This is a genomic window from Actinocatenispora comari (assembly GCF_017312725.1).
Taxonomy (GTDB): domain Bacteria; phylum Actinomycetota; class Actinomycetes; order Mycobacteriales; family Micromonosporaceae; genus Actinocatenispora; species Actinocatenispora comari.
The window spans coordinates 113,698-126,811 of the sequence record NZ_BOPO01000002.1; the positions used below are offsets into that span (position 1 = coordinate 113,698).

Below are 13,114 nucleotides of genomic sequence, written 5' to 3' on the forward strand. Positions count from 1 at the left end.
TTCGCGGACCGGCCGGCAACGGACGGCCGCGGACCCCGTCCGGCCGTCAGCATCGTCGATCACCGGGTCCGGCCGGCAACGGCTGGCGCGGATCACCGGGTCCGGCCGGCAACGAGCGTGGCCCGGCCGATCCCGGCCGGGCCACGAAGGTTCGACGCGACGGCCTCGGGCCGCCCCGCCCCAGGTCACTGGTTCTGCTGGCGCTGCCGCATCTCCGGAGTGATCAGCTGGGTGCGCTGCCCCTCGTCCGGGTTCTCCGGCTCCGCCGGCTCGGCCTGCTGCTGCCAGTTGCCGGCCGCCGGCGTGGTCGGCCACGCGGCGGTCGCCGGGCCCTGCGCGGCCGGCGGCTGCTGCTGGGCCTGCTGGCCCTGCTGGCCCGCCGGCCAGGACGCGCCGCCGGACTGGTTCGGCCAGCCGTACCCACCCTGCTGGGCGTGCTGCCCCTGCTGGGCCTGGCCGGCACCGGAGGTCGGGGCCGCGGCGCCCGAGGTCGGCGCGGCCGCACCCGAGGTCGGCGCCGCCGCGCCGTACTGCTGCTGGCCGTAGCCCTGCTGCTGGCCGTAGCCGGCCTGCTGGCCGTACCCGGCCTGGGCCTGCTGGCCGTACGCCTGCTGGCCGTACTGCTGGGCCGCACCCTGCTGGGCGGCCTGCTGCTGGGCGGCCTGCTGCGCCGCCTGCTGGGCCGCCGCCTGCTGCGCCGCCGGGTCGGCCGCCTGCTGCGCCTGGCCGTACTGCGCGGCCTGGGCCTGCTGCTGCGCGTACTGCTGCTGGGCCTGGCCGTACTGCTGCTGGCCGTAGCCCTGCTGCGGGTAGCCCTGCTGGCCGTAGCCGGCCTGTCCGTACTGCCCGAGCGCCGCCGGCTTGGGCGCCGCCAGGCCGCGGAACACCAGGAACGTCACCAGCCCGCCGGCGCCGCCCAGGGCGAGCAGTGCCAGGTCACCGAGCAGGATGCCGGCCGCGTCTCCGATGCCCGCGTACGCCCCGGTGTTGGTGAAGTTGTGGTAGGCACCGGCGATCGTGCCGATCAGGCCGAGCAGCAGCATCACGCCGTACTCGATCATGGCGATCAGGGCGACGATCTTGGTCTGGGCGAGCATCGGCCGCCAGTGGCTGACCAGCAGCACCGCCAGCACCGGCGGCAGCACCGTCGCCCAGCCGAGGAAGCCGGACACGCCGCTGCCGGCCCGGACCGTGAACGAGGTCTGGTCGGTCGGGACGAGCTGGATGATGTTCGCCAGCAGCAGCAGAGCAGCGGCGCCGAGCAGAATGAACGCGGCGATGAGCCGGATGGGTTTCGTGTACTGACTGGCCGTCGGGTCCTTCTCGTCGGCCGCCGTCTGGGTTGTCACAGCTCCCCCTTCGGGTAGCACAGCGCAGTGGTTTCGTGGGCATCCGTGTCCCGACGAGACTAACCGCGGCGCGCCCCCCGTGGTATCACGCGGTACCCAGCATGGCCAGCGCGGCGCCACGCCGGTGGTACACGCACCGTACCGGGACGTGCGCGCAACGCTCGACCGCGCCGCCGCCGGACCGCATCGGTGCAGCGCCGGGGGCATGCGGGAGGATTGCCGGTATGCGCATCGTGGTACTCGCGGGTGGCATCGGTGGCGCCCGGTTCCTGGCGGGGGTGCGTGCCTTCGCCGCGGCCGGCGGCCACGAGGTCACCGCGATCGTCAACACCGGCGACGACGTCACCCTGCACGGCGTCCGGATCTGCCCCGACCTGGACAGCGTGATGTACGCGCTGGGCGGCGGCGCGGATCCGGAACGCGGCTGGGGGCGGGCCGGCGAGACCTGGGCGGTCCGGGACGAACTCGCCGCGTACGGCGCCGAACCGACCTGGTTCGGCCTCGGTGACCGGGACCTCGCCACCCACCTGGTTCGCACCCGGATGCTCGCCGCCGGCTACCCGCTCTCGGCGGTGACCGAGGCGCTGTGCGCCCGCTGGCAGCCCGGCATCCGGCTGCTGCCGGCCACCGACGACCGGATGGAGACCCACGTGGTCGCCACCGTCGAGGGCGAGGCGGCACCGCGGGCGCTGCACTTCCAGGAGTGGTGGGTGCGCTACCACGCCGAGCCGCCGGCGCAGCGGTTCGTGTTCGTCGACGCCGAGCAGGCCAAGCCGGCCGCCGGGGTGCTCGACGCGCTCGCCGCCGCCGACGTCGTAATGCTCGCGCCCAGCAACCCGGTGGTCAGCATCGGCCCGATCCTCGCCGTACCGGGGCTGCGCGACGCCCTGGTCGCCGGCACCGCGCCGGTCGTCGGGATCGCGCCGATCATCGGCGGCGCCCCGGTTCGCGGGATGGCCGACAAGTGCCTGACCGCGATCGGTGTCGAGGTCAGCGCCGCCGGGGTGGGCCGGATGTTCGGCGCGGCCGGCGACGGCGGGCTGCTGTCCGGCTGGCTGGTCGACCCGGCCGACGCCGCCACGACGGTACCGGGGGTGCGGGTGCTGGCCCGCCCGCTGCTGATGACCGACGAGGCCGAGACCGCCGCCATCGTCACCGACGCGATCGGCCTGGCCGATGTCTGACCCGGCGACCCCGGACGCCACCGACCACCAGTCCGGCGAGGCGGTGCCGGCGCGGATCGAGGTGCTGCCGCTGGTCGGCATCGGCGAGGTGACGCCGGGCGACGAGATCGCGGCGCTGATCGCCGAGCTCGGCGCGGACCTGCGGGACGACGACATCCTGGTGGTGACCAGCAAGATCGTCAGCAAGGCGGAGGGCCGGCTGGTCCCGGCGCCGAGCGACCCGGAGGCCCGCGAGGCCGCCCGGCAGGACGCGGTGACCGCCGAGACCGTCCGGGTCGTCGCGGCCCGGGGCCGCACCCGGATCGTGCAGACCCGGCACGGGCTGGTGCTGGCCGCCGCCGGCGTCGACGCGTCCAATGTGGACAGCTCGCAGCTGGTGCTGCTGCCGGTCGACCCGGACGCGTCCGCCCGCGCGCTGCGGGCCGGGCTGCGCGCCCGGCTCGGCATCCGGGTCGCGGTCGTCGTCACCGACACGATGGGCCGCACCTGGCGCAACGGGCAGACCGACGTGGCGATCGGCGCCGCCGGGCTCGCGCCGCTGCGCGACCACCGCGGCCAGACCGACCCGTACGGCAACGACCTGTCGGTGACCGCCGCGGCGGTGATCGACGAGCTCGCCGCCGCCGCCGACCTGGTCAAGGGCAAGACCTCCGGCGTGCCCGTCGCGGTGGTACGCGGCCTGGGCCCGGTCGCCGCCGACGACGGCCCCGGCGCGGCCGCCCTGGTACGGCCGTCGGCCGAGGACATGTTCTCGCTGGGCACCGCGGAGGCGCGGGACGCCGGCCGGCGCGAGGTGCTCGCCACCCGGCTGGCCGCGAGCGAGCTGTCCGACGAGCCCGTCCCGGACGCCGCGGTACGCCGGGCCGTCGCCGTCATGCGGGGCCAGGCCAGCGAACCGGGCCTCTGGCGGTACGTGCGGGTCAGCTCACCGGCCGCGCGCCGGGCACTGACCGAGCTGCTGCCCGGCGAGGTCGACACCGACCTGGTGACGCGCGCGCCGGTGCTGCTGGTGGCGTTCCGCACCGAAGCGATGGACGCGTTCGACCTGGACGACGAGGACCCGGAGACGATCGCCACGGTCCTGCGGCAGATGGACGGGATCGCCTGCGCCGCCGACGCGCTGGCCGCCGAGGGCCTGGTACACGTGATGGTCACGCCCGGCCTGATCGACCCGCCGGATCCGGTGGCGCTGGGCGCCGCACTCGACGTACCGGCGAGCTGGCAGTTCCTTGGCGCCACCGCCGCCGGCTTCCCGGCACACCCGGTCGTACCGGCCGACGACGACCCCGGCGACGCCTACCTGGAGCGGTGATGACCGCGCTGTACGACGACGCGGTACAGGTGCTGTCGGGCTGGCGCGCCGGCGAGTCGCGGGAGCGCAGCCTGGCGCTGCTGGACGCCGGGCCGGTGGCGCTGACCCGCGGGTACGACCCGGGCCACGTCACGGCGAGCGCCCTGGTCGTCTCGGCCGACCTGAGCCGGGTACTGCTGTGCCTGCACGGCAGGTTCCACCGCTGGGTGCAGCTGGGCGGGCACGTCGAGGCCGACGACCCGTCGCTCGCCGCCGCGGCGCTGCGCGAGGCGACCGAGGAGTCCGGCATCGACGGGCTGCGGCTGCACCCGGAGCCGATCGACCTGGACATCCATCCGGTGCGCTGCGCCGGCCGCGACTCGTACCACCACGACGTGCGCTACGCGGTGCTCGCGCCGCCCGACGCCCGCGAGCGGGTCAGTGCCGAGTCCGACGCGCTCGGCTGGTTCCGCCCGGACGAGCTGCCGACCCCGCTCGCCTCCGCCACCGAGCACCTGATCGCCCCCGCTCTCGCCGCGTTCCGCTGACCGGGTGCGTCGCCTGGCGACGGCCGGCGGCATCCGACCGCCGTGGCCGGTCGGACGGGTGACCGGCTAGGAGTCGGCGGGGAGCAGGGCGGACATGCCGGTGAGGATGACCTGCAGGCCCTCGTCGAAGGCGGCGTCGGGGTCGGGGTCGAACATGTCGCCGATGCTGGCGGCGGTGAGCGGGAACCGGGCCGCATCGATGGTCCGCGCGATGCGCTCCGGCTCGTACGGGTTCTCCGGGTACGCCTCGCCGGCGCGGGCCTGCTCCTCGATGGTGAAGCCGATCGTGTAGTGCAGCAGCGTCGGGAACGCGCGGGCGGCCTGCCGGGTGGCGAAACCGGCGTCGGTCAGGGTGCGCAGGGTCAGCTCGATCACCCCGTGCACCGCCGGGTGGGACACGTCGGTACCGGCGAGCACCCGGGCGCCGTCGCGGTGTCGGAGCAGCTCGCGGCGTAGCCGCCGGACCACGTCGGCGGACCACTGCCGCCAGTCGACGCCGGCGGCGGGTGGGTGCACCCCGTCGGCGACGGCGACGAAGATGCGCTCGGCCATCGCGTCGAGCAGTTCCTGCTTGTTGCGGATGTGCCAGTAGAGCGCGGGCGCCTGCACGTCGAGCGTCGCGGCGACGGCACGCATGGTCAGCCCGTCCAGGCCGGTGTCGTCGAGCAGCCGCAGCCCGGCGGCGGCGATCGTCTCCCGGCTGAGACGTGATCCGGTTCGCACCTTCGGCACGTTGACAGCTTAACAGCGTTCGAGCCATCCTTAACAGCGTTGGATTTAACAACGTTAAGGAGAGTCGTCATGGCCGATGTGGTGATCGCCGGGGCCGGCCCGACCGGCCTGATGCTCGGCTGCGAGCTCGCCCTCGCCGGCGCCGACGTGCTGATCCTGGAACGGCGCACCGGGCCCACCGGCGAGTCCCGGGCAGGGGGCCTGCACGCCCGCACGCTGGAGGTGCTCGACCAGCGCGGCATGGTCGAACCGTTCCTCGCCGAGGGGCGGCCGCTTCCGGCCGGCCACTTCTCCGGGCTGCCGCTGCGGCTCGACGACCTGCCCACCCGGTACCCGTACCTGCTGGTGCTGCTGCAGGCGCACGTCGAGCGGCTGCTCGCCGAGCACGCCACGACCCTCGGCGTGTCCATCCGGCGCGGCGCCGAGGTCACCGAGCTGCGACAGGACGCCGACGGGGTCACCGTCACGCTCGGCGACGGCGGCACCGTCACCGGCCGGTACCTGGTGGGCTGCGACGGCGGCCGCAGCGTGGTGCGGCACCTCGCCGGCATCGGCTACGCCGGTACCGACGCCACGCTGACCTCGCTGCTCGGCGACGTCGAGCTGGCCGACCCGCCCGCCGGGAACGTCTTCCAGCGGCGCACCGCCCGCGGTGACTACAGCGTGCTCGGCTTCGAGGCCGGCTGGTACCGGGTGATGACCACCCAGACCGGCGTCCGCCCGCAGGACGGCCCGGTCACCCTCGACCAGCTGCGCGCCACCCTGACCGAGATCGCCGGTACCGACTTCGGGTTGCACTCCCCGCGCTGGCTGTCCCGCTACGGCGACACCGCCAGGCAGGCCGACCGGTACCGGCAGGGCCGGGTGCTGCTCGCCGGCGACGCGGCGCACATCCACTACCCCGCCGGCGGGCAGGGCCTCAACACCGGCGTGCAGGACGCCGTCAACCTCGGCTGGAAGCTCGCCGCGGTGCTGCGCGGCGACGCCGCCGAGACGCTGCTCGACACGTACCACGAGGAGCGGCACCCGGTCGGCGCCCGGGTGCTGGACAACACCCGCGCGCAGGTCGCGCTCGGCCGGTACGACGCGCAGACCGAGGCGCTGCGGGCCACCGTGGCCGGGATGATCGCGCAGCCCGCGGTCAACGACCAGCTGGCCGGGATGGTCACCGCGCTCGACGTGGCCTACCCGCTGGGCGGCGGGCACCCGCTGGTCGGCCGCCGGCTGCCCGACGTCGACCTGCCCGACGGCCGCCGCGCCTACCAGCTGTTGCACCCGGCCCGGCCGGTGCTGCTGGACCTCGGCGCCACCCCCCTCGCGGTACCGGAGGGCTGGGCCGGCGCGGTCGACCACATGCACGCCCGCAGCGCCGCGGCGACGTGGCGGCTGCCGGTGCTCGGCGCGGTACCGGCACCGGCCGCGGCGCTGGTCCGGCCGGACGGCCACGTCGCCTGGGCGAGCAGCACCGAGGGCGACACCACCGGCCTGGACGCCGCCCTGGCGACCTGGGTGCGCCAGCCGGCACTCGCGGCGCACGCCTGACGCCCATCCGGTCCCCGGCGATCGCCGGGGACCGGGCAGGCCGCGCCGCGCCGGAAGTCTGGAAGATCCCCTAGGGTGTGGCGCCGGATCGCGGGGCTAGATCAGTTCGCGCTCGCCGCGTTCCTTGAGGCGGTCGACGAGCTTCTTGACGTCCTGGGCGCGGTTGCGCGGGCAGACCAGCACCGCGTCGTTGGTGTCGACCACCACCAGGTCGTGCACGCCGAGGGCGGCCACCAGCCGGCCGGAACGCGGCACCACCACCGTGTCGTGCGCGTCGATGGCGAGCACCTCGCCGCCGCGCTCCTCGCCGCGGACCACCACGTTGCCGTCGTCGTCCATCGGCAGCACCACGCCGAGGGTGTGGAAGTCACCGACATCGGTCCAGCCGAAGCTGCCCGGCACGGTGGCGACCCGGCCGGCGCGCGCCGCGCCCTCCATCACCGCGTAGTCGACGGAGATCTTCGGCAGCGTCGGCCAGATCTCGCCGATCGCCTCCTCCCGCTGCGGGGAGTCCCAGGCGTCCACCACCCGGCTCAGCCCGTCGTGCAGTTCCGGCTGCTGGCGGGCCAGCTCGGCCAGGAACGCGCGCACCGACCAGACGAACATGCCGGCGTTCCACAGGTACTTTCCCGACTCGACGTACTCGACCGCGACCTCGTGCGACGGCTTCTCCTTGAACTCGCCGACCAGCTTCGCCGGCCCGCCGTCGAGCGTCTCGGTGCAGCGCAGGTAGCCGTACCCGGTCTCGGGCTCGGTCGGGGTGATGCCGATCGTGGTCAGGTAGCCGGCGCGGGCGGCGTCGATCGCCTGCCGTACCGAGGAGTGGAACCGCTCGGTGAAGCGGACCAGGTGGTCGGCGGCGAACGAGCCCATGATCGCGTCCGGGTCGCGGCGGGCGATGACCATCGCGGCCAGCCCGATCGCGGCGCACGAGTCCCGCGGCGACGGCTCGACCAGGATGTTGTCCGTCGGCAGCGCCGGCAGCTGCCGGGACACCCCGGCCGCGTGCGCCACCCCGGTCACCACGTAGGTGCGTTCGGCGGGGGCGAACGGCGCCAGCCGGTCGATCGTCGCCTGCAGCAGGGTGCGGTCCGAACCGGTCAGGTGATGCAGGAACTTGGGTCGACCGGCGCGCGACAGCGGCCACAGCCGGGTGCCGCTACCGCCCGCCGGTACCACCGCGTAGAAGCCGCCCTCGTCGGTCATCTCGGCAGACTAACCGGCCGAACTGAAAGCTACCTGGACGGCACCAGGGAGTGATCGGGTGACGCCGAACGGACCGGTCGGTCAGGCGGCGACCAGCGCGGCGGCCCTGGTCCAGGCCGCGATGTGCACCTCGGCGCTCTGCTCCCAGGTGAACTCCCGGGACCGCTCGTACCCCCGGCGGCCCAGGTCGGCGCGGCGCGGCTCGTCGTCGAGCAGCGCGGCCAGGTCGTGCCCGATCTCCTCGGCCGATTCGCCGGTGTACGCCACCGCGTCGCCGCCCACCTCCGGCAGCGACAACCGCGGCGTGGTCAGCACCGGCGCGCCGCAGGCCATCGCCTCCAGCACCGGCAGCCCGAACCCCTCACCGTGGCTGGGGTAGGCCGCGACCAGCGCGCCGCCCAGGTAGCCGGGCAGGTCGGTGTAGCGCAGGTAGCCCGGCCGCAGCAGCCGCAGGTGCGGTGGCACCTCGGCGACCACCTTGTCGATCTCCTCGTCGTGCCCGGTGCCGCCGGCCAGCACCAGCGCCGGCGGGTTCTCCCGGGTCGACACCGCGCGCACCCAGCCGCGGATCAGCTCGGGCACGTTCTTGCGCGGCTCCTTGGCACCGAGGAACGCCACGTACGGCGTGTCGGCCAGGCCGAGGCGGGCCGCCACCCGGGCCTGCTCGTCGGCCGACGGCGGGTGGAACGCCTCCGGGTCGACGCCGTGGTAGGCGACGTCCAGCCGGGTCGGATCGGCGTCCAGCAACCGGATCAGCTCGTCCCGGGTCGCCTTGCTCGGCACGATCACCCGCGCCGCCCGGCGCAGCGAGGTCTTGATGGCGGACCGGAAGAACGTGCCGCGCGCCTTCTCGTAGTGGTCCGGCTCGGTGAAGAACGTCGCGTCGTGCACGGTCACCGTCACCGGGCAGGCCGCCCGCAGCGGGCAGGTGTAGAACGGCGAGTGGATCACGTGCGCGGCGTGCTGCTGCGCCAGCAGCGGCAGACCGGTCTGTTCCCAGGCCAGCCGGGCCGGCCGGTGCGACACCGCGGCCGGGCCGACCACCACGTCGGCGTGCGGCAGCAGCCGCGAGTACCGCTCGGCGTCGGTGCGCTGGCAGACCACGGTCAGGCCGTGCTGGACCCCGGACAGCGCGTGCAGCAGCCCATCCACGTACCGCCCGACGCCACCTCGGTCGGCTGGCACGCTCGTCGCGTCGAACAGCACCCGGGGCAGTTCGCCTCCGGCCATCCCGACCACTCCCCAGCAGCTGCGCGCTTCGCTGACGCGAAGTCACCGTCTCGTACCCCGGCATCCGCCGCGCGGTGGGCCGCGCCGCGCCGGGTGCCAGCATGCCAGCGTACGCCGGAAGCGTCGCGAACGAAGGACGCCACGACGACCGACACGTCCCGGTACCGCCCCGTTCACCTGACCGCGGCATCGTCGCAGTTCGTCGGGCCGGCGGCGGCGACGGCACGACGCGCCCGGCCTCGGGTGGGCGCCTGGCCGACGCTATGGTGTGGCCGTGTCGAGCGATCCCGCCACCGTGCCCGCGGCGCTGGCCGCCGCGCTGCGCGCGAACCAGAACGCGCCGCTGATCACGTACTACGACGAGCGGCTGGGCGAGCGCACCGAACTGTCCGCGGTGACGCTGGACAACTGGGTCGCGAAGACGGCGAACCTGCTGGTCGACGGCGCGGCGCTGGGCCCCGACGACAGCGCCGCGGTGCTGCTGCCGGCGCACTGGCAGACCGCGGCGGTGCTGCTGGGCTGCCTGACCGCCGGGGTACCGGTGCGGTTCGGTGCCACGGCCACCGGGCCGGCGCCGGTCGACGTCGCGTTCGCCGCGGTGGACCGCGCCGAGCAGGCCCGCGCGGCGCGCCCGGCCGAGACGTACCTGCTGGGGCTGGCGCCGATGGCGCTGCCGTTGCGGGAGGTGCCGGACGGCGCGCTGGACTACGTGGTGGCGGTGCGCGCGTTCGGTGACCGGTTCTCCTCGGCACCGGCGGACCCGAGCGGGATCGCCTGGTACGAGCCGGAACCGGTGAGCCAGGCGGCGCTGGCGGACCGGGCCCGGCGGCATGCCGGCGAGTCCGGCCTGCTGCCGGGTGGGCGGTTGCTGGTGCCGGTGGACGCCGAGCCGGACCCGGTCGCCTGGCTGTTCGCGCCGCTGCTGCTGGGCGCCTCGGTGGTGCTGGTCCGCAACGCGGACGCGGAGCGGCTGGACGCGATCGCCGCCACCGAGCGGGTCACCACCCGTACCTGATCGTCCACTGTGGACGATTGCGCCGGTCCGTTCGGTAACCGACGCCGAGTCGGCACGCCGCCGCGCACGGCCGGTGGTCGGTTCAGTAGCCGACGCCGAGGGTGTGGCCGATCGTCGCGTCGTCGGCGAGCGCGGCGAGGATCGCCGCCGCCACGTCGGTACGGGCGATGGTGATGCCGATGTTGCGGTCCAGCGCGGTGCGGTAGGGCCGGTGCGCTCCGTCGGTCAGCCGGGGTGGCCGCACGATCGTCCAGTCCGTGTCGCTCGCCCGTACCTGGTCGTCGGACCGCCGGGTGTCGTTGAACCCCTCCCGCAGCAGGCGGCCGAGCAGCGGCTTGACCACCAGCCGGTTGAGCAGGTTGTCGCCCGCGTCGACGTAGGCGCCGTTGGCGCTGACCACGACCAGCCGGCGCACCCCGGTGGCGGCCATCGCGGCCAGCTCGGCGCGGGTGCCGTCGGAGCACACGGTGGTCGGGCCCCGGCCGCGCGGGCCGAGCGCGGACACCACCGCGTCCGAGCCGTCCACCGCCGGGGTGACGCCGTCGGGTTCGAGCACCGCGGCGGTGTGCACCCGCAGCGCCGGAGTGGCGGCCACGTCGAGCCGGGCCGGGTCGCGGACCACGGCGACGACCTTGTGCCCCGCTTCGAGCGCCTGCCGTACGACGTGGGTACCGATGCGGCCGGTTGCGCCGAAGACGGTGATCTGCATGAGCGCGCCCTTCTGGTTAGTGAGTGCTCACCCACCTAGTATGGTGAGCAACCACTAACCCGTCAAGGAGGAACCGTGCCGAGCACTCCCGACCGCGAGACCCGGGCACCCGGCGACACCCCGGAACGCGCCGGCACCCGGCCGCGCGGCGGTACCCGGGACCGGATCCTCGACGCGGCGGCCCAGGTGATGCACCGGGACGGGCTCGCCCGCTCCACCACCAAGCAGATCGCCCGCGCGGCCGGCTACTCCGAGGCCACCCTGTACAAGCACTTCGACGACAAGACCGACCTGTTCCTCGCGGTGCTCAAGGAGCGGCTGCCCCCGCTCGGCGGGTTGCTCGCCGCCGAACCGGACGGCTCGCTGCGCGACAACCTGGTCGCCATCGCCGCCCGCACGCAGGCCTTCTACCACGACAGCTACCCGATCGGCGCGTCGCTGTTCTCCGAGCCGACGCTGCTCGCCGCGCACCGGGCCGAGCTGGAGCGTCGCGGCGCCGGCCCGCACAAACCGGTCGACGGCCTCACCGGGTACCTGCGTGCCGAGCAGCGCGCCGGCCGGATCCGCGCCGACGCCGACTGCGCCGCGGCGGCCCAGCTGCTGATCGGTGGCTGCCTGCACCACGCGTTCCTGGACACGTTCGCGCAGCGCGAGTTCGACCCGGGCCGAGCCGAGCACCGGGCCGCGGCCCTCGTCGACACCCTGCTCGCCGGCCTGACCCCGGCGTGACCCCGCCCGCGGGGGCGCTCGTCCGACCGTGGGATGCCGGGTCCGACGCTCGGCCAACCCCCGCCCGGATTTCGGCGTTCCGGCCGGCCGGGCGCACCGTTGCTGCGAGCCTCGGCAGAGGACCCCGCCACGTCGTCACCGGGCCGTACGAAACGGTGTCGCGGCCGGTCCTTGCCTGCACAGAGCCGGGCTCGCATCAACGGGAGGCGTCATGGGCTACGTGACCGTCGCGGACGGGACGGAGATCTACTACAAGGACTGGGGCAGCGGGCAACCCGTCGTGTTCAGTCACGGCTGGCCGCTCAGCGCGGACGCCTGGGAGGACCAGTTGCTGTGCGTGGCGGAGAACGGGTACCGCGGCGTCGCGCACGACCGGCGCGGCCACGGCCGCTCGTCGAAGGTATGGCACGGGTACGACTACGACACGTTCGCCGACGACCTCGCCGCGCTGATCGAGAAGCTCGACCTGCGCGACGTGGTCCTCGTCGCGCACTCGATGGGCGGTGGCGAGATCGCCCGGTACGTCGGGCGGCACGGCACCGCCCGGATCGCCAAGATGGTCATGATCGGTGCGGTGCCGCCGCTGATGCTCAAGACCGGCAGCAACCCGGACGGGCTGCCGATGGAGGTCTTCGACGGCATCCGGGACGGCATCCGCAACGGGCGGGCGCAGTTCTGGCGCGACTTCACCGAACCGTTCTTCGGCGCGAACCGGCCGGGGAACAAGGTCACCCAGGGCAACAAGGACGACTTCTGGCGCATCGCGATGCAACAGACGATCAAGGGCGCGATCGACTGCGTGGCGCAGTTCTCCGAGACCGACTTCACGCCGGACCTGCGCAAGATCGACGTACCGACGCTGCTGGTGCACGGTGACGACGACCAGATCGTGCCGATCGGGCCGGCATCGCAGAAGGCCGCGACGATCATCCCGAACGCGACCCTCAAGGTGTACCCGGGCGCCTCGCACGCGCTGGCCAGCGTCGCCGGCACCCGCGAGCAGTTCAACACCGACCTGCTGGACTTCCTCGAGAGCTGACCGCCGGCAGGGTCGTACCGGTGTGTCACCATCGCCGGACGGCGACGGCGGCCACCGGAGGACATCCCGCGATGAGCGTGACGATCTGGTTCACCCAGGTGACACCCGAGCAGCTGGCGACCGCCCGCGACGATCCGGAGTGGGCCTGGGACCAGGACTGGGACGGCGACGTTCCCGGCGCCGACCTGGACAGCAGCTGGCCGGGGCTGGAACACCTGTTCGGGCGCGCCGGCGTCGGCATCGACATCCTGGGCGCCGGCGGCGAACCGGTCGACGACGACGGCACGCTGTTCGCCTGGGCGCCCGACGAGGTCGAGCACGTGGCGACGGTGTTGCGCGACACCAGCTGGGAGCAGTTGGCCGCGCACTACGACCCGGCCGAGCTGAGCCGGCTGGAGGTGTACCCCGGCCGGCACCTGTGGGCGGCCGACGACCTCGAACCGCTGCGCTGGGGTTACCAGGCGCTCACCGCGTTCTTCGCCACGGTGTCCGCGGCGCGCGCCCCCGCGCTGATGTTCTTCTCGTTCTGACCGGCACGAT

Annotated in this window: 13 protein-coding genes; 8 read left to right on the forward strand and 5 right to left on the reverse strand. The window is 74.4% G+C overall.

What is annotated here, in order from left to right:
* Positions 1–185: 185 nt before the first annotated feature.
* The gene (locus tag NUM_RS00950) at positions 186–1,349 is read right to left on the reverse strand and encodes a hypothetical protein (RefSeq protein WP_207122545.1); all 1,164 of its coding nucleotides are present in this window, start codon (positions 1,347–1,349) and stop codon (positions 186–188) included.
* A 224-nt stretch (positions 1,350–1,573) separates the two neighbouring features.
* Between NUM_RS00950 and cofD the strand changes: the two genes are divergently transcribed.
* Genes cofD through NUM_RS00965 form a run of 3 tightly spaced genes read left to right on the forward strand, consistent with a single transcriptional unit; the run spans position 1,574 to position 4,372 of the window.
* Entirely contained in the window at positions 1,574–2,533 is a 960-nt protein-coding gene (gene cofD, locus NUM_RS00955; protein WP_207122546.1) for a 2-phospho-L-lactate transferase, read from the forward strand.
* Positions 2,526–3,845, forward strand: a complete 1,320-nt coding sequence (locus NUM_RS00960; protein ID WP_207122547.1) for a coenzyme F420-0:L-glutamate ligase — start codon at positions 2,526–2,528, stop codon at positions 3,843–3,845. The genes cofD and NUM_RS00960 overlap by 8 nt, the downstream gene beginning before the upstream one ends.
* Positions 3,845–4,372: an NUDIX hydrolase gene (locus NUM_RS00965; RefSeq protein ID WP_207122548.1), complete on the forward strand. Its 528-nt coding sequence runs from the start codon at positions 3,845–3,847 to the stop codon at positions 4,370–4,372. The genes NUM_RS00960 and NUM_RS00965 overlap by 1 nt, the downstream gene beginning before the upstream one ends.
* Before the next feature lie 66 nt (positions 4,373–4,438).
* On the opposite strand, the gene NUM_RS00970 is transcribed toward NUM_RS00965, so the two are convergent.
* Positions 4,439–5,104 carry a TetR/AcrR family transcriptional regulator C-terminal domain-containing protein gene (locus tag NUM_RS00970; protein ID WP_225918245.1) on the reverse strand — a complete coding sequence of 222 codons (666 nt, stop codon included), beginning with the start codon at positions 5,102–5,104 and terminating at the stop codon, positions 4,439–4,441.
* Positions 5,105–5,173: 69 nt separating this feature from the next.
* Between NUM_RS00970 and NUM_RS00975 the strand changes: the two genes are divergently transcribed.
* Positions 5,174–6,646, forward strand: coding sequence for an FAD-dependent monooxygenase (locus NUM_RS00975; RefSeq protein WP_207122549.1), 1,473 nt, complete (start codon positions 5,174–5,176; stop codon positions 6,644–6,646).
* 96 nt (positions 6,647–6,742) lie between these two features.
* Here the strand turns inward: NUM_RS00975 and NUM_RS00980 are convergent, their stop codons facing one another.
* Both NUM_RS00980 and NUM_RS00985 read right to left on the reverse strand, forming a co-directional pair.
* Positions 6,743–7,852 (reverse strand): mannose-1-phosphate guanylyltransferase, encoded by a 1,110-nt coding sequence (locus tag NUM_RS00980; protein WP_207122550.1) that lies wholly within the window; start codon positions 7,850–7,852, stop codon positions 6,743–6,745.
* Positions 7,853–7,933: 81 nt separating this feature from the next.
* Positions 7,934–9,082 (reverse strand): glycosyltransferase family 4 protein, encoded by a 1,149-nt coding sequence (locus NUM_RS00985; protein WP_207122551.1) that lies wholly within the window; start codon positions 9,080–9,082, stop codon positions 7,934–7,936.
* 274 nt (positions 9,083–9,356) lie between these two features.
* Here NUM_RS00985 and NUM_RS00990 point away from each other — a divergent pair, with 274 nt between their 5' ends.
* The gene (locus tag NUM_RS00990) at positions 9,357–10,097 is read left to right on the forward strand and encodes a TIGR03089 family protein (RefSeq protein WP_370466914.1); all 741 of its coding nucleotides are present in this window, start codon (positions 9,357–9,359) and stop codon (positions 10,095–10,097) included.
* 82 nt (positions 10,098–10,179) lie between these two features.
* On the opposite strand, the gene NUM_RS00995 is transcribed toward NUM_RS00990, so the two are convergent.
* Positions 10,180–10,806, reverse strand: a complete 627-nt coding sequence (locus NUM_RS00995; RefSeq protein ID WP_207122552.1) for an NAD(P)-dependent oxidoreductase — start codon at positions 10,804–10,806, stop codon at positions 10,180–10,182.
* Between the two features lie 75 nt (positions 10,807–10,881).
* Between NUM_RS00995 and NUM_RS01000 the strand changes: the two genes are divergently transcribed.
* The 3 genes from NUM_RS01000 (at position 10,882) to NUM_RS01010 (ending at position 13,104) form a co-directional block, all read left to right on the forward strand.
* Entirely contained in the window at positions 10,882–11,535 is a 654-nt protein-coding gene (locus NUM_RS01000; protein WP_225918246.1) for a TetR/AcrR family transcriptional regulator, read from the forward strand.
* Between the two features lie 211 nt (positions 11,536–11,746).
* Entirely contained in the window at positions 11,747–12,574 is an 828-nt protein-coding gene (locus NUM_RS01005; RefSeq protein ID WP_207122553.1) for an alpha/beta fold hydrolase, read from the forward strand.
* A 71-nt stretch (positions 12,575–12,645) separates the two neighbouring features.
* Positions 12,646–13,104, forward strand: a complete 459-nt coding sequence (locus tag NUM_RS01010; RefSeq protein ID WP_207122554.1) for a DUF1877 family protein — start codon at positions 12,646–12,648, stop codon at positions 13,102–13,104.
* Positions 13,105–13,114 lie beyond the last annotated feature (10 nt).

Coding starts and splice junctions, on each gene's coding strand:
- NUM_RS00975 (WP_207122549.1), top strand. CDS start 5,174: ATGGCCGATGTGGTGATCGCCGGGGCCGGCCCGACCGGCCTGATGCTC.
- NUM_RS01010 (WP_207122554.1), top strand. CDS start 12,646: ATGAGCGTGACGATCTGGTTCACCCAGGTGACACCCGAGCAGCTGGCG.
- NUM_RS00965 (WP_207122548.1), top strand. CDS start 3,845: ATGACCGCGCTGTACGACGACGCGGTACAGGTGCTGTCGGGCTGGCGC.
- cofD (WP_207122546.1), top strand. CDS start 1,574: ATGCGCATCGTGGTACTCGCGGGTGGCATCGGTGGCGCCCGGTTCCTG.
- NUM_RS00985 (WP_207122551.1), bottom strand. CDS start 9,082: ATGGCCGGAGGCGAACTGCCCCGGGTGCTGTTCGACGCGACGAGCGTG.
- NUM_RS00960 (WP_207122547.1), top strand. CDS start 2,526: ATGTCTGACCCGGCGACCCCGGACGCCACCGACCACCAGTCCGGCGAG.
- NUM_RS01005 (WP_207122553.1), top strand. CDS start 11,747: ATGGGCTACGTGACCGTCGCGGACGGGACGGAGATCTACTACAAGGAC.
- NUM_RS00995 (WP_207122552.1), bottom strand. CDS start 10,806: ATGCAGATCACCGTCTTCGGCGCAACCGGCCGCATCGGTACCCACGTC.
- NUM_RS00980 (WP_207122550.1), bottom strand. CDS start 7,852: ATGACCGACGAGGGCGGCTTCTACGCGGTGGTACCGGCGGGCGGTAGC.